Here is a 24,417-nt window from a genome sequence, read left to right as displayed (position 1 = left end):
TCCTCAGACCGCTCATCCCGCATGGAGGAGAGGGCCGCGGCGAGGTTGTTGCCCGTTGCTTGCAACCGGACATTGGGCTCGGGCCGGGCTGGCCGCCGCATGGAGACCGCGTCCGGCTCCGCCCACGCCGCGCCCGTATGGAAATAGGGATGGATGGTGATGGATGACAGGGCCGCTCGCGCCTGCTGCACGAGGGGATGGGTCATGCTCCCGAGTTGGGACAGCAGGGATTCGCGGCCATTGGGCACGGAGATGGAAGTCGCGGACAACCTTGCCTGCGTCCCAGTGCGGCTGAGCACGGGCATCCAACGGTCATCCTGGGTGCGCTCTACCAGTTCCTCCTGCACCACGGCGAAGTCGTAGGCACCGACAGGGCCGAGCCGCAAGCTGTAGCGCACGGTCTGTCCCAACGGCGCTCGCATCTCCACTTCGAGGCGCACAGAGGGATCTCCTGCTCCACGGGACAGGATGGTGCTGAAACCACCTCGGCATCGCACGATCGCATCGACCAGATTGCCCCGCGCCGCATCCGATAGCAATTGCAAGGCATCCAGCAGCGAGCTCTTCCCGCTCTGGTTGGGACCGACGACGACGGCCAGGGAGGGCTCCAGGCAAAGCTCCACCTCGCGCAACAGCCGGAAGGAGCCGATCCGCAGCACGGAGAGCCTCGTTCCTTCGGCGAGCCCCTGAATGGATGGGGGCTCTTCCTGCGGTGGCTCGACCGAGACCCCTGCAGTAACGCTCAATCGCTTCCTGGCCAGCTCCGCCTGCTGCCGCACGACGTCGCGCACCAGGGGATGGATGTCATACCAATCTTCGCCATTGCGGTAGTTGAGCACGAGCCGCGATTCGACATGGCGCGCCAGTATCTGCACCTGCTCGATACTTTGGAGGGATATTCCATGGCTGCTGGCAATCTGTTGGAGCCAGACCGCATCCTCGTCTGCAATGGGCAGGAACCCGGCGCGGCTTTGCTGGATGGCCTCGTCCACCAGGGCTTTGGACACAGGCAACCGGTCGGCGCGGCGGATGATCTCCGAGAACAGCCGCAGGAAGCCACGCAACTCGCCTCCTGACAGCAGGCTGAGTTCGTCGAGCATCCCACGCGATTCCGAGCCCAACAGCCGCTTCCAATCGCCGCGTCCCGAGATGAGTCGCTCCAGCAGGTCGAGCGCGGGCTGGAAGGGCGTCCGGTGCTCGTCCTTGAGCCGCACCTTCAGTGTCGGAATCATCTGGAGGCCGCCCGGCTGATAGAGGGAGCCGAGATTGGACTGCAACACCTGGAGGTATGGAGGAACCGTGTAGATGGCGTGCAGATGGTTGAAGCGGAGCTCGCTGTTGTGCTGGACGAAGAGTTTGATGACCGAGTCCTGCACGGCCGCGGCATTGGTGAAGGTGCCACGGATGTGCTCCATGGAGTCCACCAGCAGCACCACCTCGGTGTCCGGTCCGTACCGGGCCTTGACCCTCTTGACGCACTCCTCGACGTAGGCGCGCACGTCTCGGGTCAGGGCGCCCAGGTGGCCCGCCATACGCTTCTGGAGCTTCTCGCGGAAGGACGGGTCGCTCTTGAGCGTGGCCTCGAGACCGCCCGCCGATACTTCCGGAACCTCGATGTTGGTGCGCGTCAGGAAGTTGACGAGCCGCGACCAATAGCCCTCATGGGCCGGATCTCCCGTCAGGTAACCGGCTGCCAGCAGCGAATCTCCCAGCCCACCCGCCAGCGCCATGAGGAAGTCGCTCACGTCGATGGGCTGCGAGGGGCTGAGGTAGTCCTCGATGTCGACCAGGGCCACCTTGTAGCCGCGTCCGTTCAGCTTGCTCCGCAACCGGCGCAGCTCGGTGCTCTTCCCACTGCCGCGGAAGCCGGAGAGCAGCTGCACGCTCTGGCTCGTCGAGAACTCGATGGAGCGCATCAGCAGCTTGACCGGGTCGTGCTCCTCGAAGTTCGGATCCGAGTAGATGCGCACGTAGCGCTGATCATCGAGCCCATCGAACTCAATGGGCCGGTCGGTGACCGCACGGAAGAACCTGCGCAGGAAGTCCTGCTCCTCAGGAGTCATGGGGCATATCTACCCCGGCCCAGGTCTCCTCTCCACTGCATGCAGTGGCGGAAAGCCGGTCTCCCGGCAGGCACACCTGGCGCGCCTTGTCTCGGGCTTTTGGAGGGAGCCTGCGGACATTGATTGCACTCAGGCCTGGGGGTGCAGGGGCTCGCGCTGGGGCAGGGCGGCTGGCGGGGCAACGCGGTGGTCCGCGCCGATGGCCTCGCGCACCGAGCGGAAGCCATCCCGGGCCAGCAACGGACCCAGGCCCTCGAGCAACCGGCGCACCATGCCCGGGCCCTCGTAGATGAAGCCCGTGTACACCTGCACCACCGAGGCTCCGGCCCGTAGCTTCTCGTACACGTCCTCGGCGGTGAAGACGCCGCCCACTCCGATGATGGGCAGGGCGCCTCCACTGCGCGCGTAGGCCCGGCGGATGACGGTGTTGGCCGGCTCGCGCACGGGCGCTCCCGAGAGGCCACCGGTCTCCTTCGCCACCGGGTGCTCGAAGGGCCGCGCGATGGTCGTGTTGGTGGCGATGATTCCCGCCAGTCCGCACGCGCGCACCACGTCCACCACCTCGTCCACCGCCTCGGGCGTGAGATCCGGAGCGATCTTCAGGAAGAGCGGCTTGCCCGGCGCCACCTGCTCCAGGCGCGCCTTCACCGCCCGTAGGAGCGCGGTGAGCTGCTCGGGCTCCTGCAACTTCCGCAGGCCCGGAGTATTGGGCGAGCTGGCGTTCACCACCACGTAGTCCCCGAGCGGGGCCAGGGTGTCCACGCACGCCACGTAGTCGTCCACCGCCTGCTCCAGCGGCGTGTCCTTGTTCTTGCCGATGTTCACCCCCACCGGAGCGGGGTGCCAGGTGCGCGCCCGGAGGTGCTCGGCGGCGTTGGCGGCGCCGTGGTTGTTGAAGCCCATCCGGTTGATGAGCGCACGGTGCTCGGGGATGCGGAACAGGCGCGGCTTCGGGTTGCCCGGCTGGGGCCTCGGGGTGAGCGTGCCCACCTCCACGGCGGCGAAGCCGAGCGCCAGCAGCCCGTCCACGGCCTCGGCCTCCTTGTCGAGCCCCGCCGCGAGCGCCACCGGGTGGGCCAGCTCCAGGCCCGCCACCTTCACCGAGGCGTCATAGGTGACGGCGGCGAGCGTCCGCGCGCGCATGCCGCGGCACGTCCCCGCGAGGTGCCCGAGCCAGCGCAACAGGCTCATTCCCAGGCGGTGGGCGCGCTCGGCGGAGAAGAGGAAGAGGAGGGCTCGGGCGAGGCGGTACATGGGGCTCACGTGGGAATGAAGGAGTACTGGCGCGCCCAGGCGAGCGTCTGATCCACCTGCTCGGTGGAGAGCAGCCCGTTCTTCTCGACGAGCTCCACCTCGCGGAGCATGTCCGTCTCCAGGAGGTAGGTGCCGTCGGTGTTGAGCGTGAACTTCACGCCCCGGTCCCAGAAGGTGCGCATGATGTGCTTGAGCTCGTCGAGCCCCTCCACGGCGCGGGTGTGGAGGTTGGAGGTGGGGCACAGCTCGAGCACCACGTCGCGCTCGCGCAGCAGCTTCATGGCGGACTCGTCGTAGGCGGCGCGGATGCCGTGGCCGATGCGGTGGGGCTTGAGCTTGTCCACCACGGCCATGACGCCCTCGGCGCCGGTGCCCTTCGTCTCCCCGGTGTGCACGGTGCACTTGAGGCCGGCCTTGCGCGCGCGGGCGAAGAGGTCCTCGTACTGCGCCACCACGGTGGGCTCCAGCTCCAGCGCGTGCTTCTCCGTGCCGGCCAGGTCGATGCCGTACACGCCTCGGCCGCGGTACTTGATGGCCTTGTCCACGATGATGCTGTTGAGCCGGTGGTCGAACTCACGGGCCAGACAGAAGATGAGGCCGGCCTTCACGCCGTACTCGAGCATGGCCCGGTCCATGCCGCGCAGCGCCGCGTGGATGATGTGGTCCAGATCGAGCTCGGAGTTGAGGTTGCGCTTCATGGGGTTGAAGCGCAGCTCGATCTGCGTGACGCGGCTGCCGCGGTACTCCTTGCCGATGATCTCGTAGACGGAGCGCTCGACGGCCAGCGGCGAGCTTTGAATCTTCTCCGTCCAGGTGTGGAGGATCTTCAGGTAGTCCTCGAGGCTGCCCACCTTGCCGGGACGCGAGGTGATGAGCTCGACGAAGTCGAAGTAGTCCTTCACGGGGAGCTTGAATCCCTGCTGGTGCGCGAGGGACCAGAGGACGTGGGGAGCCACGGAGCTACCCACGTGGATGTGCAGATCGATGAGATCGCGTGCCATGGCGGCATGTATGCACAGAGCCGCCCGGCCGTCCAGCTAACGGCGGAGCAGCACGTAGACGGCGCCCGCTCCTCCGTCCTGGGGACGTGCGGTGGCGAACGCCAACACCGTCTTGCCGATGCTCTTCTGGGCGAGCCACTCCCGGATGCGCTGCTTGAGGACGGGGATCTGATCCTGGGAGTTCAAACCTCGTCCGTGGACGATGAGCACGCAGCGCTTGTGGGCGCGGCGGCTCTCGGAGAGGAAGCGGTCCACGGCCGTCTTGGCCTCGGCCTGGGTCATGCCGTGCAGATCGAGGCGGCCCTGGAGTGAGAAGTCTCCCCGGCGCAGCGAGCGCAGCAGACGCGCATCGATGCCCGGAGCGGCGCCCTCGATGTACTCGGTGGAATCGGAGACATCGAAGTCACCCTGACCGGCCACGAGCTCGGCGAGCTCGGCGAGGGCCTCGGCGTTCTCGTCGATGATTTCGGGCAGTCGGGGGTTGGGAGGGGGAGGCTCGCTGCCGCGGTGGGTGATCTGCTCGACGCCGTCCATGGCGGAGAGGAAGAGGGACATGTCGTCCTCCTCCTGGATGCGCTTGGACTTGGAGGGCTTGGAGGGCGGGGGAGGCGCCTGGGGCTTCTTGGGCGGCTCGGCCTGCTTCTTCTTGAGGTCCGCGAGGGCGGACTTGAAGGGGTTGTTGAAGCTTTCGCTCTTCTTCTTGGGGGAGCCGCGATCGCTCATGGTGGGACTTGTAATGCGTCAGGGCGGGCCACAGTTCAACCCGGTTTCTTGGTTCCCGAGCGGGCGAGGGGCCCGGGCCTGCCTGGAGGGCTCAGCGGAGCGCCCGTCCGAGGAACAACACCCGCTGAATTCAGTCCTGACCGGACAGCCAGACCTGGAGGCGCTCGGCGGACGGCGGGAGCTGCTCCACCCGGCACCATTCGACGAGGCTCAACTGGTGCTTCGAGGCGAGTGCCGCCAGCAGGCGCGCATCTCCCTCGACGGCCGCGCTGGCCTTCGTGTGATGGAGACCCAGCACGGAGAGCCGGCCCTCCCGCTGGAGGCCGTATAGCGCGGGCCCCGAGGGGAGCCTCACGGCGAAGCTCCCCTCGACCAGACCGGCCACCCCCGCGAAGGAGATTCCGTCGAGCCACGTCACGGCCTCTCCCACGGCGCCGCGCAGCTCCGCCAGGGTGAGCGAGGTCCCCTCCAGCGGGGTGGGCACCTCCTTGCGGATGTGGAGCTCCTTGAAGCCGTACCCCTCGCGGTGCTCGGTGTAGATGCGCTCGATGGCCGCGAACACCGTGGTGATGGCGGGCTGGAGCGCGAGCGCCACGAATTCCACCTGCCGCCAGTCGTCCTCGCGCAGTTCGAGCACGTTCCTCCCCAGCTTCGTCGAGCCCTCGGCGATGGGAGGCAGCTCGTCCGAGATGGAGGGCAGCGAATAGAGCAGCTCGCTCGGATCCACCGTCGTGTACTCCACCTCACGGAGCTCGAGGCGCAGGGCTCCCGTCTGGCGGAACTCCCGGGCCGTCATGGGCTCGGCGGAGACGACCTCGAAGGTGTTCTCGCCGATATCCATGGACGTGGCCGCCTCGAAGCTCTCGGGGAGCTGTTCGGCGGGCACGTCCGTCTCTCCGACGAGCTCGCCCGTGTTCGCGTCGATGAACCGGACCCGGATGGTGGAGTGCTCTGGCATCGTCACAGCGTAGCCGCTGGCGGGCCGCCGCCACGCTCCAGGGATGTCATTGATTCAAAAGTAACCGAACCCAGGGTTGACAGCGCGGCACGCTGCCTGTATCTCCATCGCATTCGTCTGGAGAATTTCGTGTTCCGTCCTGTCACCCGAATGCCGATGTCCATGGAGGCCATGCTCATGCGTGGCCCGGGCATGCGCGCGTTCGCGTGAGGAATGGGACTCCAGCCGGTTCTCGCTGAACTCCCCCTCTGAAGCGCCGCGGGTGCCCGGGTTTCCCACCTGACACCGCCCGCGGCACGGCTGCGTTCCGAGCTTCCTCGCTCCGAGCTCCGCCTTTCGTTCCGCCGTGGGCTCGCGGTTCCTCGCCCCAGCAGTTCCGAAAGGAAGACATCCGTGAGCAGCAATCCCTCGCACCCCGCCGCGAGCAGGCCGTGGTGTGTCTATAAATTCGGTGGTTCCTCTGTCGGCACGCCCGGACGGCTGCCGCGCGTCCTCTCCCTCATCTCCGAGGCACAGCGCCCGCTCGCCGTCGTGGTGTCCGCGCTCGGCGATACCACGGACTGGTTGATCTCCGCGGCCAACGCCGCCGCCCGGGGAGACGCGGTGGGCAGCGGCGCGGAGCTGTCGCGGGTCCGCGGCCTCGCCCGCTCCATCGCGGGCACGGTCCTCGAGGGCGCCGTCCTCACCGCGCACGAGAAGACGGTGGAGCAACTCCTGGCTCCCATCGAGCGGCTGCTCACGGGCGTGGAGCTGACCCGCGAGTGCACGCCGGCCACGCTCGACGAGGTGCTGTCCGTGGGCGAGCGCATCTCCTCCGAGCTTGTCGCTCGCGCCCTGACGGCCCGGGGCATTCCCGCCCTCGCGGTGGATGCGCGCTCCTTCCTCGTCACCGATGAGACGGCGGGCGCGGCCCGGGTCGACATCGAGGCGAGCCGTGCCCGGCTCACGCCGCTCCTCCCCGGATGGGAGGGCAAGGTGCCCGTCATCACCGGTTTCATCGCCCGTTCGCACCAGGGGCGCACCACCACATTGGGACGCAATGGCTCCGATTACACCGCCACGCTGCTCTCGTGGCTGCTCGGGGCCCGGCAGGTGACGGTGTGGACGGACGTGCCCGGCGTCATGACAGCGGACCCGGCCCTCGTGGCGGACGCCTACCCCGTGCCGCGCATGACCTACGCGGAGGCGCTCGAGCTGGCCCACTTCGGCACCCGCATGTTCCACCCGCGCACGATGATTCCGCTGCTGGAGAGCGGGGCCGCGCTGCACATCCGTGGCACCACCGAACCGGACGCGCCGGGCACGCGCATCGACGCCGAGGGCAACCCGGATCCCCACCGTCCCACCAGTGTCACGAGCCTGGAGCGTCTGGCCCTGCTCCACGTCGAGTCGCTGCGTCCCACGCTCAGCGAGCCGCTCGGGCACCGTGTGTTGCAGGCGCTCGAGGCGGCCCGCATCACGGTGTGGGGCGGGACGTTGTCCGCGCTGGCGCCCTCCATCTCCCTGGTGGTGCCGCAGGCGCAGGCGGAGCGGGCGCATGCCGTGCTCGAGGAGGCGCTGCGAGGCGAGCGCGAGCGTCGGGAGGTGCGCGTCCCTCCGCCCCACGCACCCGTGACGCTGGTCACCCTCGTGGCCGAGTCCATGGGCCACAGGCCGAACGTGGCGGGCCGGTTCTTCCACGCGCTCGGGAACGTGGGCGTGAACGTGCGCGCCATCCTCCAGGGGGCCAGCTCGCGCAGCGTGTCGTGCGCCGTGGATGCCGAGGACACGGCCGTGGCGGTGCGCACCGTGCACAGCGCCTTCAACCTCAACGAGACGGAGATCAACGTCCTCCTGGTGGGGAAGGGGACGGTGGGCGGACGGTTGCTCGCCCAGCTCGCGGAGAACGCGACGACGCTCAAGGCCCGGCACGGCGTGTCCCTGCGGCTGGTGGGCGTGGTGGACAGCCGCCGCGCGCTCTTCGAGCCCCAGGGTCTACCTCCTTCCGAGGTCCACGCGAGGCTCGCGGAGGTGTCCCCGGGCAGCACGACGCCTCCGGACGTGAAGCCGCTGCTCGATCGGCTGTCGCGCCTGTCCGTGCCGGTGCTGGTGGACTGCACCGCGGCGGATGGAATCGAGACGCTCTACGCCGAGGCGTTCCGGCGGGGCATCCACGTGGTGGCGGCCAACAAGAAGCCGCTCGCGCGCCCCTGGAAGGAGTGCGAGTCCCTGCAGGCCCTGGCCCGCGCGCACTTCCGCACCTGGCACTACGAGACCACCGTGGGCGCGAGTCTCCCGGTCATCGAGACGTTGAAGAACCTGGTGCGTACCGGAGACCGCGTGGAGCGCATCGAGGGGTGCTTCTCCGGCTCGCTCGGTGCCATCTGCCATGCGCTGATGGACGGCGTGCCCCTCTCGCAGGCGGTGCGGACGGCCCGGGCGAATGGCTACACCGAGCCGCACCCGCGGGATGACCTGTCGGGCCTGGACGTGGCGCGCAAGGCCCTCATCCTCGCGCGGGAGCTGGGGTTGGAGCTCGAGCTGGAGGACGTGGCCGTGGAGCCGCTCGTCCCGCCCGAGCACCTCCGCGAGGAGGATCCGGAGACGTTCCTGCGCACCCTGGGCTCGCTGGACGCGGACGTGGGCGCCCAGGTGTCCCGCTACCGCGCGGCGGGCAGGAGCCTGCGCTACCTCGCCCAGATACTTCCCAATGCACCCGGGGGTCCCCGCGTGAAGGTGGGCCCCGTGGCGGTGGACGCGGCGCACCCGGCCACCGGGTTGAAGGGCGCGGAGGCGATGGTGTCCTTCTTCACCGAGCGCTACCGCGAGTTCCCCCTCATCGTCCGTGGAGCCGGCGCGGGCGGTGATGTCACCGCCGCCGGTGTGTTGGCCGACATCCTGCGCCTCGCCCAGAACGTTCGTGGAAGGAGATGAACATGAAGCTCGAAAGCCTGCTGGCACAGATAGGTTCCGTTTCCGATTCCGTGACGGGCGCGGTCAGCTTTCCCGTCCATCACGCCACCGCCTTCCGGCACCCGCGCCTGGGACAGAGCACGGGGTTCGACTACGCGCGGACGAAGAGCCCCACGCGGTCCGTCCTGGAGGAGGCCATCGCCCGGCTCGAGTCGGGAGACGCTGGCTTCGCCTGTAGCTCGGGCATGGCGGCGCTCCAGCTCGTCTTCTCCCTGTTCGGCCAGGGCGCGCACCTGCTCGTGTCGCTGGACCTGTACGGCGGCACGTACCGGCTGCTGGAGAAGGTGCTCTCCCGGTACGGAATCACCGCGACCTACGTGGACACGAATGACCCGGACGCGCTCGAGGCCGCGTTCCGGCCCGGTGTGACGAAGGCGGTGCTGCTGGAGACGCCCACCAACCCGCTGATGAAGATCACCGACATCGAGCGGGTGTGCCGTTGGGCCCGGGCCCGCGAACTGCTCTCCATCGTGGACAACACGCTGATGACGCCGTTCTTCCAACGGCCCATCGAGCTGGGCGCGGACATCGTCGTGCACAGTGCCTCCAAGTACCTGGGGGGGCACAACGACGTGCTGGCGGGCCTGGTGGTGACGCGGGTCAAGGCGCTGTCCGAGCAGGTGGCGTTCCTGCACAACTCCATGGGGGCGGTGCTGGGGCCGCAGGACAGCTGGCTGCTCATGCGCGGGATGAAGACGCTGGCGCTGCGGATGGAGCGCCATCAGGAGAACGCGTTGCGCATCGCCCACTGGCTGGCGGCGCATCCGCTCGTCGAGCAGGTCTACCACCCGGGCCTGGAGAGTCACCCGGGCCATGCCCTGCAGAAGCGGCAGGCCTCGGGGAACACGGGCATCTTCTCCTTCAAGTTGAAGGACGCGCGCCTCGTGGAGCCCGTGCTGCGCCACATCCAGTTGATCGCCTTCGCGGAGAGCCTCGGAGGGGTGGAGTCCCTGATGACGTACCCCACGGTGCAGACGCACGCGGACATCCCGGAGGAGATGCGCCGAAGGGTGGGCGTGGACGAGCGGTTGCTCCGGTATTCGGTGGGCATCGAGCACGTGGACGATCTCATCGCCGACCTGTGGCAGGCCTTCGAGGCGGCCCGGAAGGAGGTTCGAGCGTCATGATTCATCCCAAGGAGAGTCCCTGTACCGCCGGCACCGGCCGGAAGCTGGCCACGCGGGTCGTCCGCACCGTCTCGGGGACGGATGCGCGCACCGGTGCCTCCAGTGTTCCCATCTACCAGGCGTCCACCTTCCACCACGCCTCGCTCGAGAATCCCCCGGAGTACGACTACACGCGCTCGGGGAACCCGACCCGTCAGGCGCTCGAGGACACCATCGCCCAGCTCGAGGGTGGGGCGAGGGGCTTCGCCTTCTCCTCGGGGATGGCGGCGATCTCCACCGCCTTCATGCTGCTGTCCAACGGGGACCACGTCATCTGCTCCGAGGACGTGTACGGCGGCACGTACCGGCTGCTGACGACGATCCTCGGCCGCATGGGCATCGAGACGACCTTCGTCGACGCAACGGACCTGGACAGGCTCGAGGCCGCGCGCAGGCCGAACACGCGGGCGGTGTTCCTGGAGACGCCGTCCAATCCGACGCTGAAGATCACCGACATCGCCGCGGTGGCGGAGTGGGCGCGGAAGCACGGCCTGTTGACGATGCTGGACAACACCTTCATGACGCCGTGCCTCCAGCGGCCCATCGAGCTGGGCATCGACATCGTGGTGCACAGCGCGACCAAGTTCCTCGGGGGGCACAGCGACGTGCTGGCCGGGCTGGCGGTGGTGTCCAACGAGCGGCTGGGCCACAAGCTCAAGCACCTGCAGAACGGCCTGGGCAGTGTGCTGGGGGTGCAGGACTCCTGGCTGCTGATGCGCGGAATGAAGACGCTCCTGGCCCGCATGGAGTGCGCCGAGCGCAGCGCGCGACAGTTGGCGGAGTGGCTGACGCGGCAGCACTCGGTGACGCGGGTGTACTACCCCGGGCTTCCGGAACATCCCGGGCGTGCCATCCACGAGCGGCAGTCCCAGGGGTACGGGGCCATCGTGTCCTTCGATGTCGGCTCGGGAGCGCGCGCGCGGAAGGTGCTCGAGCACGTCACGCTTCCCCTGGTGGCGGTCAGCCTGGGCGCGGTGGAGAGCATCCTGTCCTACCCGGCCATGATGTCGCACGCGGCCATGCCGCGGGAGATCCGCCTCCAGCGGGGCATCGGGGATGGACTGCTGCGCTACTCCGTCGGCCTGGAGGCGTTGGAGGACATCCTCGGGGACCTCGAACAGGCGCTCCAGGCGGCACGTTGAGATCCACTCCATGGCACGGCCGGAGCTTGGGTGGTGCTCACCGTCCGCGCAGCCGGAGGATCTCCTCGTAGGCCTCGCGGATCTCCTGGAAGCGGCGGGAGGCCTGTTCGACGGCACCCTTGCCGAGGTTGGCGACGCGATCCGGGTGGTGGGTGGCGGCGAGCTGGCGGAAGGCGCGCTTCACGTCCGCGTCACTGGCCTCGGGGGTGAGGCCGAGCCGGGCGTAGTGCACCTGTCCATCCCCGAAGTGGCGTGCGGTGACGGAGCGGAACTCCTCCTCGGACAGCCCGAGCCCCTGGGACACCTTGCGCAGCGTGTCCTGCTCGGCGCGCTGGAGGTGGCCGTCCACGAGTGCCAGTCCGTAGAGGGCGTCCAGCAGCAGCAGGCGCTCGGAGGCGGGGAGCTCGTCGCGGCACGCGGCGGCGGCGTGCTCGAGGGACGGTGGGCGGGCGAGGTGCTCCTTGAGGTAGCGGCGGACGAGCCCGAGTGCCTCGGGGCCATACTTGAGCCGCTGCTCGAAGTACTCGCGCACCACGCGCACCTCGTCGCGTACCACGTCTCCATCGGCGCGGGCCACCTCGATGAAGAGGGCACACAGGTGGCGGGCGAAGTGATCCTGGGCGGCGAGTTCCTGGGGAGAGCGGGTGTCCACGGGCTTGCCGTTCTTCTGTGCCTCCGCCTTACCGGAGGGCAGGAGGTTCAGCTCGTCCACCTGGTGGCCGACCAGGAGCCCGGCGAGCATGAGCAGGACGATGGCCAGGGGTCCGCCGATCAACAGACCCAGGGCCAGTCCAAGCATCGCTCCGAGAACTTTTCCAGGTGCCACGATCGCTTCACTCCCTTGCCAGGGGGGAGTTTCGCATAGAGTCCGCCGCGCTATGGCCCAGTTGATCGACGGAAAAGCGGTGGCGGCGCGGGTGAGGGCGGAGGTGAAGGCGGAAGTGGAGAAGCTCAAGGCCGAGCACGGCCTGGTGCCGGGACTGACGGTGGTCCGGGTGGGAGAGGATCCCGCCTCGAAGATCTACGTCACCGGCAAGAAGAAGGCGGCGGAGGAGGTGGGCTTCCATTCCTGGGAGCTGCACCCGGACGACAAGATCACCCAGGACGAGCTGCTGTCGCTGGTGGACAAGCTGAACAAGGATCCAGCGGTGCACGGCGTCCTGGTGCAACTGCCGCTGCCCAAGCACATCGACGCGGAGCGGATCATCTCGGCGGTGAGGCCGGAGAAGGACGTGGACGGCTTCCACCCGATGAACGCGGGCATGCTGTCGGTGGGCAAGCCGGCGCCGCGGCCGTGCACGCCGTTCGGGGTGATGCGGCTGCTGAAGGAGGTGGGGTGTGACCCGTCCGGCAAGCGGGCGGTGGTGGTGGGGCGCAGCAACATCGTGGGCAAGCCGATGGCGCTGATGCTCCTGGCGGCGGACGCCACGGTGACGGTGTGTCACCGCAAGAGCAACCTGGCGGCCGAGGTGTCCAACGCGGACATCCTGGTGGCCGCGGTGGGCGTGCCCGAGCTGATCAAGGGCGAGTGGATCAAGCCCGGGGCGGTGGTGATCGACGTCGGCATGAACCGGATGCCGGATGGGAAGCTCAAGGGCGACGTGGAGTTCGAGAAGGCGAAGGAGCGGGCCTCGTTCATCACGCCGGTGCCGGGCGGCGTGGGGCCCATGACCATCGCCATGCTGATGCGCAACACGCTCGAGGCGGCGAAGGCCACGCTGTAATCACCCGCGTACCGGCCACGGAGACGCTTGGATGGCACTTCCCATTCTGCCCCTGCTGGCCGGTGCCGCGCTCTTGTATGTGGTCAAGCGCATGGCCTCGACAGTGGAAACGAAGCCCGCCACGGCCAGTCCTCTCGTGCTGCGGCGCCTCCAGGAACTGCGGAGCCGTCCGCTGCCGCCCGAGCTGGTGGTGTCCACGCCGCGCCCCGACGTCTGGGGCGAGAACGGCTACCTCTCGCAGCCGCGCTACCAGTCGCTCTACAAGCCGCTCCTGCTCCAGGGACACGCGACCTGGGGCCTCGTCTACCAGTACGAGTCCACCCACGATGGGGAAGGACCGGACACCGTGGCCAGCTATGCGTGGCTGGACGCGCGGGGCGAGCTCCAGACGCGCCGGTTGAAGGAGAGCTATGACGGGATGCACGCCGCCCTCAGCGAGGGGCGGGGCGACATCATCCTCGACATGGACGCGCGCCTGGAGGCCGACAAGGTCGTCCTCATCCTTCACGATCTGGCCTCGGGGCAGCACATCATCTACGAGGCCCTCCATGCCGCTCCCACGCGAGGGACGTGAATCATGCCGACGCGTCAGGCGCGAATCGAAGGAGGTCTCTACGGTCTGCTCATCGGGGACGCACTCGGCGTCCCCTACGAGTTCCATCCGCCCGCCCGGATTCCCGAACTGGCGCTGATCGAATTCGAGCCGCCCACCGGCTTCTCGCGGGCGCACGAGGGCGTGCCTCCGGGGACGTGGTCCGACGACGGCGCGCACGCGCTGTGCCTGCTGGCCTCTCTGCTGTACCGGGGAACGCTGGACGTGGAGGACCTGGGGCGGCGGCTCGTGAACTGGTACGAGCTGGGCTACATGGCGGTGGACTACGAGGTGTTCGACGTGGGCATCCAGACGCGGGAGGCCCTGGCGAACGTGCGTGCCGGAGTCCCCGCGTTGGAAGCGGGCCCGAGCGGCGAGCAGGAGAACGGGAACGGCTCGCTGATGCGCGTGTTGCCGCTGGCGCTCTGGCATCAAGGTGACGATGCGGCGCTGGCGCGGGATGCGATGCTTCAGTCGCGGGTGACGCATGGGCACCCGCGGTCGCAGGCGTGCTGTGCGCTCTATTGCCTCTGGGCCCGGCGGACGCTGGAGGGCTCCGCGAATGCGTGGGCGGACGCGGTGGCCACGTTCCGCGCGCTGTACCCCGAGGGAACGGCGCCGCGCGAGGAGCTGGAGGGGGCGGTCCGGCCCGACTCGCCCGATACGGGGCGGGGGAGCGGGTACGTGGTGGACTGCCTGCGCTCGGCCCGGGATTGCGTCGCGGTGGGGCCCTACGAGCGCGTGGTGAAGGCGGCGATCGCGCTCGGGCACGACACGGACACGACGGCGGCGGTGGCGGGCGGTATCGCGGGGCTCCGGGACGGCATCCAGGCCATCCCGGAACGCTGGAGGAGGGCGCTGCGCGGGCAGGAGGAGTGGTTGCGGCCCATGGTGGAGCAGCTGCTCGCCCGCCCTCCGGGGTAGCGAAGAGGCTTCCACAGGGTGGCGCGCTAGGATGGCGCCATGCGTCTCGTCAACCTGGGCTGCCTCACCCTGATGCTGGGCCCCTTCATCTTCGGCCTGGCGTTCTTCGAGCTGAGCCTGCTCCGCATCTTCTCGCGGGAGCTGTACTCGATGACCTACCCCAGCGTGATGGGGACGGTCACCACCCAGGGGATGGAGACGCTGAGTTACGCCTATGAAATCGATGGGCGGGCGTACCAGGGGGACAACTACCGGTACACCGTGAAGAACGAGTCCGACTTCAAGGCGTGGTCGGGGCCGGAGTTCCGCGCGGGCTCACCCGTCCGGGTGTATTACCGGCGGGGAGCGCCCTGGGAGTCGGTGGTGGTGCCAGGGGTGCAGGGCCGCACGCTCCTGCTGCTGCTGGGCTTCACGCCCGTCAATCTCGCCATCTTCTGGGGCCTGTACCTGATGCTGGATTCCTCGAGGAAGTCCCGGCTGGGAGTCCGGGCCTTCGAGCGGAATGGCCGCGTCCATGTGCGTCTGTCGGACAGGACCCCCCTGCGCGTGGGATTCGAGTGCTCGCTCCCGGCGGCCATCCTGCTCGCCATGAGCGTGGGCATGGTGATGGGGATGGATGCGCCCCTGACCGCCATCGTGCTGGCGGGGGCCTTCGCGGTGGCCGCGGGCGTGGGCGGCGCCATGTGGTGGCGGTCGCGGCTTGGCACGGGGGACTACGATCTGATGCTCGACGAGCAGGCCCGGAGCCTCTCCCTGCCGCCCATGCACGGCCGCACCCAACGGCGGGAACTGGAGTGGGATGCCATCCAGGAGGTGATCCTCGACAAGGAGACCCGGTCCAACAAGGGAGGCTTCTCCGAGTACTACCGTTGCATGCTCCGTTTGCGCGGAGGCTCTCGCGCCGAGCTCGTGGCCGAGTGGAAGGGTGACCAGGACCGGGCCGCGAACCTCGTCAATTGGCTGCAGGCGCGCATGGGGCGGGACGAGTCCACACTCCTGGCCCCGCCCGCCCCCGCGCCGAAGAAGAAGAAGGCCCGGTCCTGATGGACGGTCCTGCGCGCGACGAGCCGCAGGAGGTCTTCGGGGAGACGAATACGGGTGGTTTGCCCCATGCCACTCGTAGTCGACTACGAGTGGTGTGCGCTTTTGTCGTACCTCAATCGTAGTCGACTACGAGTGAGAGGCTGTCCGGAGCACTCCACCTGCGACGTGGGCGTCCTTGGAGGTAGGGTGCGCGCATGCACTCCACTCCGCCTCCCCCCGAGGACTGGCCGCACCCGAGGGACATGCCCCCCCTGCCGTCCGGCACGCGCATTGGCGGGGACGTGGTGGAGGGGGTGCTGGGCGCGGGGTGCTTCGGCGCGGTGTACCGGGTGCGCGGCCCCGACGGGTATGTGGCCGCCCTCAAGCTGGTGCCGCTGGATCAGGGAGATGAGCTGGCCCGGCGTGCCGGGCGCGAGCTGGTGCTGAGCGCGCGCCTGCACCATCCCAACCTCGCGTGCCTGCTGGGCGCGGGCCACTGGCCCGAGGAGAAGCCGCGCTTCGTGTGGCTGAAGTTCAAGCTGGTGCAGGGCCTCACGCTGGAGCAGTGGGGGGAGGGGCCTGGGCGCACCGTGGGCGAGGTGGTGCGGCGGGTGCTGGAGGTGGCGCGTGCGCTGGCGGTGTCGCACGAGGCGGGCGTCCTGCACCGGGACATCAAGGAGGACAACATCCTGGTGGGCACGGCCGACGGGCAGGCGGTGCTGGTGGACTTCGGGGCCGGCTACCGCGAGGGGGAGGCCACCCTGACGCGGCGCATGTTTCCCCCGGGCGCGCCGCTCTACCGTGCCCCCGAGGCGTGGGTGTATGCCCGGGCGCACCGGGGTGAGGCGGGGGCGCATTACCGGCCCGGGCCGGGGGACGATTTGTACGCGCTGGGTGTTGTCTTCTACCGGCTGCTCACGCGCCGTTACCCCTTCGGCCTCACCGACGGGGGCGGGGTGGACGTGGAGGCGGTGCTGCACCGCGCGCCCCTGCCCCCGCGCCTCGTCAACCCGCGCGTGCCCCGGGCGGTGGAGGCCGAGTGCCTGCGGCTGCTGGAGAGGCAGCCCGGGGCGCGCCACGCGGACGCCGTGGCGCTGTGCGAGGCGCTGGAGGCGCTGCTCTCCCGCGAGGACGTGGACCCGGAGGCGCCGCTGCACGAGGACAAGCCGCCACCGGCCGCACCGAGGCCCCGGGCGCGCCGGGCCCGGGTGTTGGCGGCGGTGGGCGGCACGTTGGCCCTGGTGCTGGGGGCCTGGTGGCTCACCTCCAGCCAGGAAGTGGCGCCCCCGGAGTCTCCGCCGGAGTCTACGCGCGCCGTGGCCCCGCCTCTTCCCGAGGCCCCCACCCCCGCGGCCGCCGCCCCGCCCGCGGCGCCCCGAAAGGAAAGTGCCCCCGTGAAGCAACACCCGCAGACGTCTGGCTCCCGGGTCCCCGCGCGCCCCAAGGGTTGGGCCCACCCCGTGCGCAGCGCGTGCCTCGGCCTCACTGGCGCCGCCCTCCAGGCATGCCTGGGCGCGCAGCAGCAGGTGCCGCCCGCGCACTCCGCCCCGCCTCCCCAGGCCTGCCCCGCCGGGGCCGTGGAGACCATGACGGGCACGCTGGGCCTGCGCATGGGGGAAAAGACGAGCGTGGAGTGGAGCGACGTGCGGGGCAGGCCCGTGCGCGTGGACGAGGACACCCCCGTCTATGTGGTCGGCCACTGGATGGCGGGGGCCGACCACATGCTCCGGGGAGGCACGTTCGCGCTGCCGGGCCACACCCGGCTCTCCGGGCGGCTCTATGTGCACGAGGGGCGGGTGTACGGCCGCTTCACCGAGGCGCGCACGCCTGGCGGGGAGACGTACCCCATGTGCCTGGAGTTGCTGGATCCGAACGCCAGGGCGGGCATGGAGCTCCAGCCCGGCAGCGAACCCGGGAAGATGTTGGTGGGCCCCACCGCAGTGGTGCGGGTGGTGAATCGTTTCAAGGAGGCGGCGTCCCGCTGAGGGACGGTGGCGGGTCGAGCGCGCACCGGACACGACCAGGTAGGAAGTGTGGTAGAGCCCCACTTCCCCGGTTTCATCCGCCCCGCGAGGAGGTTTCCGCGCATGCTCCTGCTGTCCTCCGCCGCGCTGCTCCGGCTCGTACTGCTCTCCCCCCCGCTGGAGGCCAGCGCGCGCCCGCCGCTGCCCGCCTGCGAGCCGGGCCCTCGCCACCTCGAGCTGACAGCGGAAGCGCCCCAACGCCCGCCCGAGGTGTGCATCCACCTGGGGCTGCCCACCACCTTCTTCTTCGACACGAGGCTCGCGCGCCTGGAGTTGCCCGGACGGGAGCGCTTCCGAATGGTCGCGGACGCGGCGGGCTTCGCGCTCGTGCCCATCGGGCCCCTGGCGGACGGGGAGCGGGTGCCGGTGACGGTGTATTTCCAGGATGGCGCGGTCCCCGAGAGCGCCACCTTCTCTCTGGTGGTGCACCCCTCGGTCGCCGACCTGGAGGTGCAGGTGACGCGCCGGCCGCGCACGCTCGCCTCGTTGCGTGAGGGCGAGCAGCAGGCGCGGGCGGAAGCGCGGCAGTGCCGCGAGGACAAGGCGCACCTGGAGACGGAGTGCAGCGGGAAGGTGGGGCTGCGGGGCCTCATCGCCCAGGGGTTGCTGGGCAAGGGTGGCATCGTGGACAAGGAGATCTCCATGAGCGTCGTTTCGCGCCCGGGCAACACGCTCACCAGCACCAACGCTCGCAGCTACCGCTCCGCCACCGGGTACCTGGAGGGGGGTCGCGAAGTGGTGCGGCTGGCCGTGGAGCAGGAGTTGACCAACAACGGCCATGCGCCCTGGACGCCCGCGGGTGCACTGCTGCTGGGGCCCAGGGGCGCGGAGGTGAAGGTGCTCGGCGTGTGGCCGCTGGAGGCCATTGCGCCCGGAATGAAGATCCTCGTCGTGGTGGAGGTGGAGGCGACGCTGGAGGCCGCGCGTGGCACCTTCACCCTCAAGCTGTGGGGCCAGGAGGGCGGCGGCCGGAGCGAGCTCTTCGATGGGGTGTCGTTCCCGTAGCATTCACCGGGCGCACACAACCGGGAGCTTCGTGAGGTGTCTCACATTGCGGACGGCCGGGTCAGACCCCCTCGTAACCTGAGAGGGAAAGGGAGGTCTCATGCGCATGCGGCGCTCATTGCCTGTACGGGGGCTCGTGGTGTTCCTGGCATTGCTCTCTTCGGCCTGGCTCGCGTGTGTCGGCGGTCACATTCCGCCCTCCACCTTCCAGTTCGAGAATGTCGTCCCCTACACCCCTCCAGGTGAAGGTGGTTGGAAGGCCGCCCAGGTGCTCGTCCTGTTGAGCAAGATTTCCTCCTCCTTCCCTCAATCCGCCACCTGCGACATCGAGGTGGGTGTGCCAGAAAGAAACTTGAACGGGTGGGTAACGGACGAAGACGCCCAGGTGGCGGCCGCCGAGGCGGCGGACAGGGCCGCCCGTATCGTCCTGCGCCAGCGCCTGATGACCGCCGTGGCCTGTAAGCAGTTCAGGGAACACATGCAGCGCCTCATGCAGAGCAGCGAGGTGTCCAAGCCCATTCCAGGCGCCCGGGTCTCTGGATTCAAAGGGGTACTCGTCTCCCGGAAGACATTCCCCTGAGATCGACGATCTTCCGCTATCTCGGAGGCAGTAGGAAGATTGTGAAGACCCGCCCCGTGAGGAGCGACAAGGCACCTGACACATGAAGCTGGACCCCTTCACCGACGCGCTCGTGCGTCTCGTCCACTGCTACTACCCCCCCGGCATCGAGGACTACGACCCCCGGTACAAGAAATCAGAAGAATACCAGCGGCTCACCCGGCTGCTGCTCGCCAACCAGCGGGTGTCGCCCACCTGGAAGGGCTTCACCGCAAAGGTCGTCGAGGCCTTCCCCGGGTGCCATATCTGGGACGCGACCGTGCCCATGCATGAGCCCTGCAACATCGTCCGGGTTTCCCTACCGGGATTCGTGGAAGGAGCTCCCCGGTATGACAGCGTCGTGGTTCTGCGGAGTCAGCTCGCGCCGGTATATGCCCTCTACGCGTCCCACTACGAGAACAGGAGCGCTGGGGGAAGCTCCTGGTGGCGCTTCGCCCCGTTCCCTTCCGAGTATCAGGCCCACGAGGCGAAGCTCGCCACTCTCATCGAGTCCACCTTGGGCTTCACCCGCTTGTCCCCCGAGTCCCTCCTCATCCCCGTGCCAGGCCTCGTGCCGAACACCGGTAACCTTGCACTGGGAAGGGCCCGGCTCGTCGACTGCCTCTTGTCCCCCCATCTCTGGTGAGCCGCCTCGCGGCACGCGCCGTCCAGACGCTCACCGCGTGCAGTCAGTCGCGCTCCGTGCCAGCCGGACGCAGGCGCCGCCAGTGCAGCCGAAGCCTCTTGCCCAACATGAGCGAGTCCTGCTCGTGCAGCCGGGTCGTCTCGATTTCCCTGTGGCCGCGCCAGGTGCCGTTGGTGCTGGCGGTGTCGATGGCCAGCACCTCCTCCCCCAGCCGGACCAGGAGCAGGTGCACGCGTGAGAGCGAGCCGAGCCCTTGCGAGAGATGGATGCCGCAGCGTTCGTAGCGCCCCAGCAGCACGCCCTGCTCCAGTCGCTCCCGCGAGAGGACGTGCCGCTCCACCCGCCCCTCCCACTCCAGCCGCAGCTCGGCCCAGGGGGACTCCAGCTCCCCGGGCTCGTTCAGCGTCCGCAGCGCGTCCAGACAGGAGATATCCGTCTGGTGGAGTCGGCCGTCCAGCCGCCGCCGCCCGGGGCGTGGAAGCGCAGCGGTGCCGGCGGAGCGCTGGTCCAGGAACCGGCGCGCGGGCAGGGCATGCCAGGCTGCCTCGGCTCGCGCCGGCCAGGGCGCCTCGCCAGGCCCTTGGAGCGGGATGAAGAGGAGGGCGTACGGGCCCACCGCGGCGTAGAGCGGTCCCTGGGTCCTCACCGCCGCGTTGAACCGGCCGTCCTCGGTCATGAAGGGCCGCCCGGTGTGCAGATCCCAGAGCCAGAGGAGTGGCGGGGTGCCGGGGGTGGCCGGGCGCGCGTGTGCCACCAGGTGTCGCAACGAGAGGGAGTCGCACCCCAGCCGCAGCCCACAGCCGGTATGCCGGCCGATGACCAGGGACTGGCCGGAGTCGAGCTCCACCGCGTCCACCACGCGCGCGTGCTCGTCCACCGCCGCCACGAGCACCGTCGAGCGCCGGGCTTCGCGGGCCAGCTCGCTCAGTTCCTCATGGGCGGCGATGAACGCCTCGCGCATCTCCAGCGGGGAGTGGAGGAACGGGGGCAGGTCCGTTCCCCCCAGGCGGGTCCTGTGGTTTTCGTGCGGCATCCCTCACCGTTCAACGCAGGCTCCCCGGTACACCACATCTGCCATCAGCTCGTCCAGCCCCACCTCTCCGGTCTCATGGCGACCGGGCTCAGAAGAAGAAGCTCACACTCGCCTGGGCGTTGAAGGGGGCGCCGGGGGTGAAGTGGAGATCCTCGCAGCCCTCGAAGGCATCCGCGTCGCCCGAGGGCCGGGTGCCCACGGGGCAGCTCTCCGGGCCCGTCTCGGAGGGCAGCCGCGAGACGTTGGCGAACTGGGCCTCGCGCCAGGCCGTGTTGAGCAGGTTCTGCACGCTCAGGTTCACCTCGTAGAAGGAGCCCCGGAAGCCCAGCGTCGCGTCCACGCGGGTGAAGCCCTCGGCGGTGAGGAAGCGGTCCTCGGTGGCCGGGCGGTCGCCCAGGTGCAGCACGCCGAGCCGTCCGTAGAGCCCGGCCGGGTGCCGCGCGGACACGCCACCGGAGAGGATGAGCGTGGGCGCCAGCGCCACCGCGTCCCCGTTGCCGGCGTTCTGCACGTAGGTGGCGCGCGTCAGGGTGAGGTCCGCGTCCGCGAAGAGCCACGGGAGGAGCTTGAGCCGCGCCTCGGCCTCCAGACCCTCTCGCCGGGTGGCGCCGCGCGCCTCGGTGGAGCCCTCGTCCCCCACCCAGACGAGCTCGCTGTCCAGGTCGAGCCGGAACACCGAGCCCGCCAGATCCAGCCGCTCGAAGAGCCGCGTGCGCGCGCCGAGCTCATACCCCCGCGCGAGCGTCAGCGGTGTCACCGGCTCCGGCTCGCGCACCACGCCGCGCGCGTCGTTGGAGTGGAAGCCGTGGCCGTAGTTCACGTACACGTCGGTGCCGGGGAGCGGGGTGAGGACGAGGCTCGCCTTGGGCGAGACACGGGTGGCCTGCGCCACTCCCGAGCTCTTCGTATCGGGCGTGGCCAGGTCCTCGAGGCGGTCGTCCACGTCGAAGCCGAAGGAGTCCGCGCGCAGGCCGAGCACCGCGCGCAGCCAGGGCGTGAAGGTGATGTCCTCCTGGGCGTACAGCCCGAGGCTGCCCTCGCGGATGCTGGCGTCCACCACGCTCTCGAGCCGCTCGCGCTCCTTGTCGTAGCTCAGTCCGTTCTCGATGGTGTCGCTGCGCAGCTGCGTACCGAGCGTGGTGTCGAAGCCGATGCCGCCCCACTGGCGCCGGAAGCGGTACGAGGCGTTGAAGCCGAGCATCGTGCGCCGGTCGTCCTGCTCGATCATGTCCCCGTTCACCGGGTCGCGGCTGAAGAAGGTGAAGTCGGAGTAGAGGTTGAGCCGGTACTGCACGGCGTACGCCATGACGTTCACCTCGCCGTCCTCGGTGAGGGTGCGCCAGGTGGCCTGGGCGCTGTGCCGCTGCGAGTTGCCGCCCTCGGCGCCGTTCAGCGTGGCGAAGCGGTCCAGCCTGCCGGCGTTCACCTCGCGCAGGGGAATCTGGCCGCTCGCGTTCCAGCCGCTTCCGTAGGAGGTGAGCCCCAGCGCCACCGTGGAGTTGGGGGAGACCTGGCGCGACACCTGGGTGTAGAGGCTGTAGCGCTGGAGCCGCTCGGGATTGAGGAAGGGGCCGTTGGTGCCATACACCTGTCCGGCCACCACGGAGTTCCACCCCTCCCCCTTCGGGGCGGCGACGAACAGCCCTCGCCAGGTGTCGAACGAGCCACCGCTCAGGGTGAGCTGGCTCGTCTCGAAGTCGCGGCGGGTCACCAGGTTCACCGCGCCCGCAGTGGCGAAGTCCCCGTCCTGCGCGAAGTAGGGGCCCTTGCGCACCTCCACGCGCTCGATGAGCTCGGGGATGACCCAGTTGAGGTCCGCGTAGCCCTGGCCGTGGCCGTGGCTCACCATGTTGACGGGAATGCCGTCCACGGAGAGGGCCACGTCCGTGCCGTGGTCCGCGTCGAAACCACGCAGGAAGTACTGGTTGGCCTTGCCGCCGCCCGCGTGCTGCACGACGTAGAAGCCGGGCACCACCTGGAGGATGTCCGCCGGACGCGGGTGGGGGCGCAGCAGGAAGTCCTGGTCCCGCACCGTGGAGGACGAGGCCGCCGTGAAGGGCCGGCGCGCCGTCACCGTCGTCCGCATGCGCGAGGACTCCTCCGGAGGCCGGAGCGTGAAGCCCTCCGGCGTGGGCTCGGAAGGCGGGGGACTCGGAGGCTGGGGATTCAATGATGCTTCCGGAGAGGGCGGCTCGGCCGGGGTGGCGAGCACGGGAGCGTCGGAGGGAGCGGGCTCCTGGGCGGAAGCGGGAACAGCGGACACAACTGCGGCGATCGCGGCCAGAGGGGCCACGTGAGAAGACAGCATGGGAGAACGACCTCGATGCGAGGAAGGGGGGAACGAAGGAAACGAACCGGCGTGGAACGTCGGTGTTTCCTACGGGGCCTGTGGCATCGCGGTCGGGCGGAGCGGCTCACCCGGTTGGGCGCGCTCCTCTCCCAGGTGCCGGGTGCCAACGTGGACCCAGAACACCAGCAACGGGGGCAGGGCGAGCGAGGGCAGCGCCACCGCCTGGAGGTGCTCGACACTGCCGCTCCCGTGCGTGTGACCGGCGGACTTGTCGGGGTGCTCCCCGTGCTCGCCCGTGGGGCCGTGCGAGTGCGGCCGGCTCTCGTCGTGCGGGGCGGGGAACTCGAGTGCTTCAGCGTCTGGAGGAGCGCCCCGGAATGCGCCCCCATGCCCATAGACGGCGTGGAGTACCGGCGCGAACGCGAGGCCGTACACGGCCACCCACAGGCCGAGCCAGCCGAGATCGCGGCGGTCCTCCCTCGTCAACACGACCGACGACTCCTCATCGCGGCGGGACTATCACGAACGCACGAAGTCGCGCACGAGCTGACTGACCTCGCGCGGCTTCTCCAGGGCGATCCAGTGCGTCCCATCCGGGATGCGGTGGATGGTCAGGTTGGGCACGAGATCCTTCAGGCCGCGCTGCCCATCCGGCAGCAGGTAGGTGTCCTGCTCGCCGTGGATGAGGAGCACGGGCGTCTGCACCACGTACTGCTCCGGCTTGAGCCCCTCCAGGAGGTTGCTGCCACCCGGGTGGCCCTCGCCGTCGGGCGGACCCATCTTCGCCGCCCGGTAGTAGTTGAGCATGCAGGTGATGGTGCCCGGCTGCCTCCAGGCGGCGATCCACTCGGAGGTGTCCTCCTCCGACAGGATGGCGCCGTGGGCCCGGGCGTCATTGAAGACGGCCTGCTTGGGCCAGGCGAAGTCGTCGCCCATGATCTGCGGCTCCGCCTGCGGCGAGCGGAAGACGAGCATGTACTGGGCCGCCAGCTGCTGGCGGGGGTTCTCGCGCAGCTCGCGGTCGAAGAGGGCGGGGTGGGTGATGTTGAGGGTGATGAACCGGTGCACCAGCTCCGGGTGGCGCAGCAGGAAGCTCCAGCCCAGCAGCGCGCCCCAGTCCTGACAGACGATGGAGATCTTCTTCAGCCCGAGGTGAAGGATGAGCCCGCGGATGTCCTCGACGAGGTGCTTGATGTGGTACGCCTCGACCTCCTTCGGCTTGGAGCTGAGGTTGTAGCCACGCAGGTCCAGGGCGACCACGAAGTGATCCTTCCCACGCTCGTTGAGCTGCTTCTTCCA

At 69.3% G+C, this 24,417-nt stretch carries 21 protein-coding genes; 11 read left to right on the top strand and 10 right to left on the bottom strand.

Features of this window, described 5'->3' with window-relative positions; all coding sequences use genetic code 11:
* The 5 genes from Q664_RS07035 to Q664_RS07015 all read right to left on the bottom strand — a co-directional run.
* Positions 1-2,063: AAA family ATPase (locus Q664_RS07035; RefSeq protein ID WP_043391273.1), on the bottom strand; the 2,063-nt coding region annotated here is incomplete at its 3' end.
* A 129-nt stretch (positions 2,064-2,192) separates the two neighbouring features.
* On the bottom strand, positions 2,193-3,317 hold the full coding sequence (locus Q664_RS07030) for a quinone-dependent dihydroorotate dehydrogenase (protein ID WP_052517771.1): 1,125 nt from the start codon (positions 3,315-3,317) through the stop codon (positions 2,193-2,195).
* 5 nt (positions 3,318-3,322) lie between these two features.
* The gene (locus tag Q664_RS07025) at positions 3,323-4,318 is read right to left on the bottom strand and encodes an amidohydrolase family protein (RefSeq protein ID WP_043391271.1); all 996 of its coding nucleotides are present in this window, start codon (positions 4,316-4,318) and stop codon (positions 3,323-3,325) included.
* A 36-nt stretch (positions 4,319-4,354) separates the two neighbouring features.
* On the bottom strand, positions 4,355-5,041 hold the full coding sequence (locus Q664_RS07020) for a Smr/MutS family protein (protein ID WP_043391268.1): 687 nt from the start codon (positions 5,039-5,041) through the stop codon (positions 4,355-4,357).
* Between the two features lie 130 nt (positions 5,042-5,171).
* Positions 5,172-5,999: a hypothetical protein gene (locus Q664_RS07015; RefSeq protein ID WP_043391267.1), complete on the bottom strand. Its 828-nt coding sequence runs from the start codon at positions 5,997-5,999 to the stop codon at positions 5,172-5,174.
* Positions 6,000-6,392: 393 nt separating this feature from the next.
* On the opposite strand from Q664_RS07015, the gene thrA reads away from it, so the two are divergent.
* The 3 genes from thrA to Q664_RS07000 are packed head-to-tail and all read left to right on the top strand — an operon-like array spanning position 6,393 to position 11,259.
* Complete coding sequence (gene thrA / locus Q664_RS07010) at positions 6,393-8,912, top strand: bifunctional aspartate kinase/homoserine dehydrogenase I (RefSeq protein WP_043391263.1); 2,520 nt, start codon at positions 6,393-6,395, stop codon at positions 8,910-8,912.
* Between the two features lie 2 nt (positions 8,913-8,914).
* Positions 8,915-10,078: a trans-sulfuration enzyme family protein gene (locus tag Q664_RS07005; RefSeq protein WP_052517770.1), complete on the top strand. Its 1,164-nt coding sequence runs from the start codon at positions 8,915-8,917 to the stop codon at positions 10,076-10,078.
* Positions 10,075-11,259, top strand: coding sequence for a trans-sulfuration enzyme family protein (locus tag Q664_RS07000; RefSeq protein WP_052517769.1), 1,185 nt, complete (start codon positions 10,075-10,077; stop codon positions 11,257-11,259). The genes Q664_RS07005 and Q664_RS07000 overlap by 4 nt, the downstream gene beginning before the upstream one ends.
* Before the next feature lie 37 nt (positions 11,260-11,296).
* Here the strand turns inward: Q664_RS07000 and Q664_RS06995 are convergent, their stop codons facing one another.
* The gene (locus Q664_RS06995) at positions 11,297-12,058 is read right to left on the bottom strand and encodes a TerB family tellurite resistance protein (RefSeq protein ID WP_043391258.1); all 762 of its coding nucleotides are present in this window, start codon (positions 12,056-12,058) and stop codon (positions 11,297-11,299) included.
* Positions 12,059-12,137: 79 nt separating this feature from the next.
* Between Q664_RS06995 and folD the strand changes: the two genes are divergently transcribed.
* From folD to Q664_RS06955, 8 genes are all read left to right on the top strand, one after another.
* Positions 12,138-12,983, top strand: a complete 846-nt coding sequence (gene folD, locus Q664_RS06990; protein WP_043391255.1) for a bifunctional methylenetetrahydrofolate dehydrogenase/methenyltetrahydrofolate cyclohydrolase FolD — start codon at positions 12,138-12,140, stop codon at positions 12,981-12,983.
* Between the two features lie 31 nt (positions 12,984-13,014).
* Positions 13,015-13,557, top strand: a complete 543-nt coding sequence (locus Q664_RS06985) for a hypothetical protein (RefSeq protein ID WP_043391253.1) — start codon at positions 13,015-13,017, stop codon at positions 13,555-13,557.
* 3 nt (positions 13,558-13,560) lie between these two features.
* Entirely contained in the window at positions 13,561-14,499 is a 939-nt protein-coding gene (locus Q664_RS06980) for an ADP-ribosylglycohydrolase family protein (protein ID WP_043391251.1), read from the top strand.
* Positions 14,500-14,538: 39 nt separating this feature from the next.
* Positions 14,539-15,543 (top strand): DUF3592 domain-containing protein, encoded by a 1,005-nt coding sequence (locus Q664_RS06975; protein WP_043391247.1) that lies wholly within the window; start codon positions 14,539-14,541, stop codon positions 15,541-15,543.
* A gap of 194 nt (positions 15,544-15,737) precedes the next feature.
* The gene (locus Q664_RS06970) at positions 15,738-17,507 is read left to right on the top strand and encodes a serine/threonine protein kinase (protein WP_043391244.1); all 1,770 of its coding nucleotides are present in this window, start codon (positions 15,738-15,740) and stop codon (positions 17,505-17,507) included.
* A gap of 102 nt (positions 17,508-17,609) precedes the next feature.
* On the top strand, positions 17,610-18,551 hold the full coding sequence (locus Q664_RS06965) for a DUF2381 family protein (protein ID WP_052517768.1): 942 nt from the start codon (positions 17,610-17,612) through the stop codon (positions 18,549-18,551).
* 100 nt (positions 18,552-18,651) lie between these two features.
* Positions 18,652-19,131, top strand: coding sequence for a hypothetical protein (locus Q664_RS06960; RefSeq protein ID WP_043391241.1), 480 nt, complete (start codon positions 18,652-18,654; stop codon positions 19,129-19,131).
* A gap of 82 nt (positions 19,132-19,213) precedes the next feature.
* On the top strand, positions 19,214-19,795 hold the full coding sequence (locus Q664_RS06955) for a hypothetical protein (RefSeq protein WP_043391238.1): 582 nt from the start codon (positions 19,214-19,216) through the stop codon (positions 19,793-19,795).
* Between the two features lie 43 nt (positions 19,796-19,838).
* On the opposite strand, the gene Q664_RS06950 is transcribed toward Q664_RS06955, so the two are convergent.
* The 4 genes from Q664_RS06950 to Q664_RS06935 all read right to left on the bottom strand — a co-directional run.
* Complete coding sequence (locus Q664_RS06950) at positions 19,839-20,828, bottom strand: FHA domain-containing protein (RefSeq protein ID WP_043391236.1); 990 nt, start codon at positions 20,826-20,828, stop codon at positions 19,839-19,841.
* A gap of 88 nt (positions 20,829-20,916) precedes the next feature.
* Positions 20,917-23,136, bottom strand: coding sequence for a TonB-dependent receptor (locus tag Q664_RS06945; protein ID WP_084609587.1), 2,220 nt, complete (start codon positions 23,134-23,136; stop codon positions 20,917-20,919).
* A gap of 69 nt (positions 23,137-23,205) precedes the next feature.
* Positions 23,206-23,607: a hypothetical protein gene (locus Q664_RS06940; protein WP_052517767.1), complete on the bottom strand. Its 402-nt coding sequence runs from the start codon at positions 23,605-23,607 to the stop codon at positions 23,206-23,208.
* A gap of 30 nt (positions 23,608-23,637) precedes the next feature.
* Positions 23,638-24,417: alpha/beta fold hydrolase (locus Q664_RS06935; protein ID WP_043391230.1), on the bottom strand; the 780-nt coding region annotated here is incomplete at its 5' end.

This window comes from Archangium violaceum Cb vi76 (assembly GCF_000733295.1).
Taxonomy (GTDB): Bacteria; Myxococcota; Myxococcia; order Myxococcales; family Myxococcaceae; genus Archangium; species Archangium violaceum.
The sequence above is the reverse complement of the archived record's forward strand: the minus strand, read 5'-3'. Positions and strand labels throughout refer to the sequence as shown.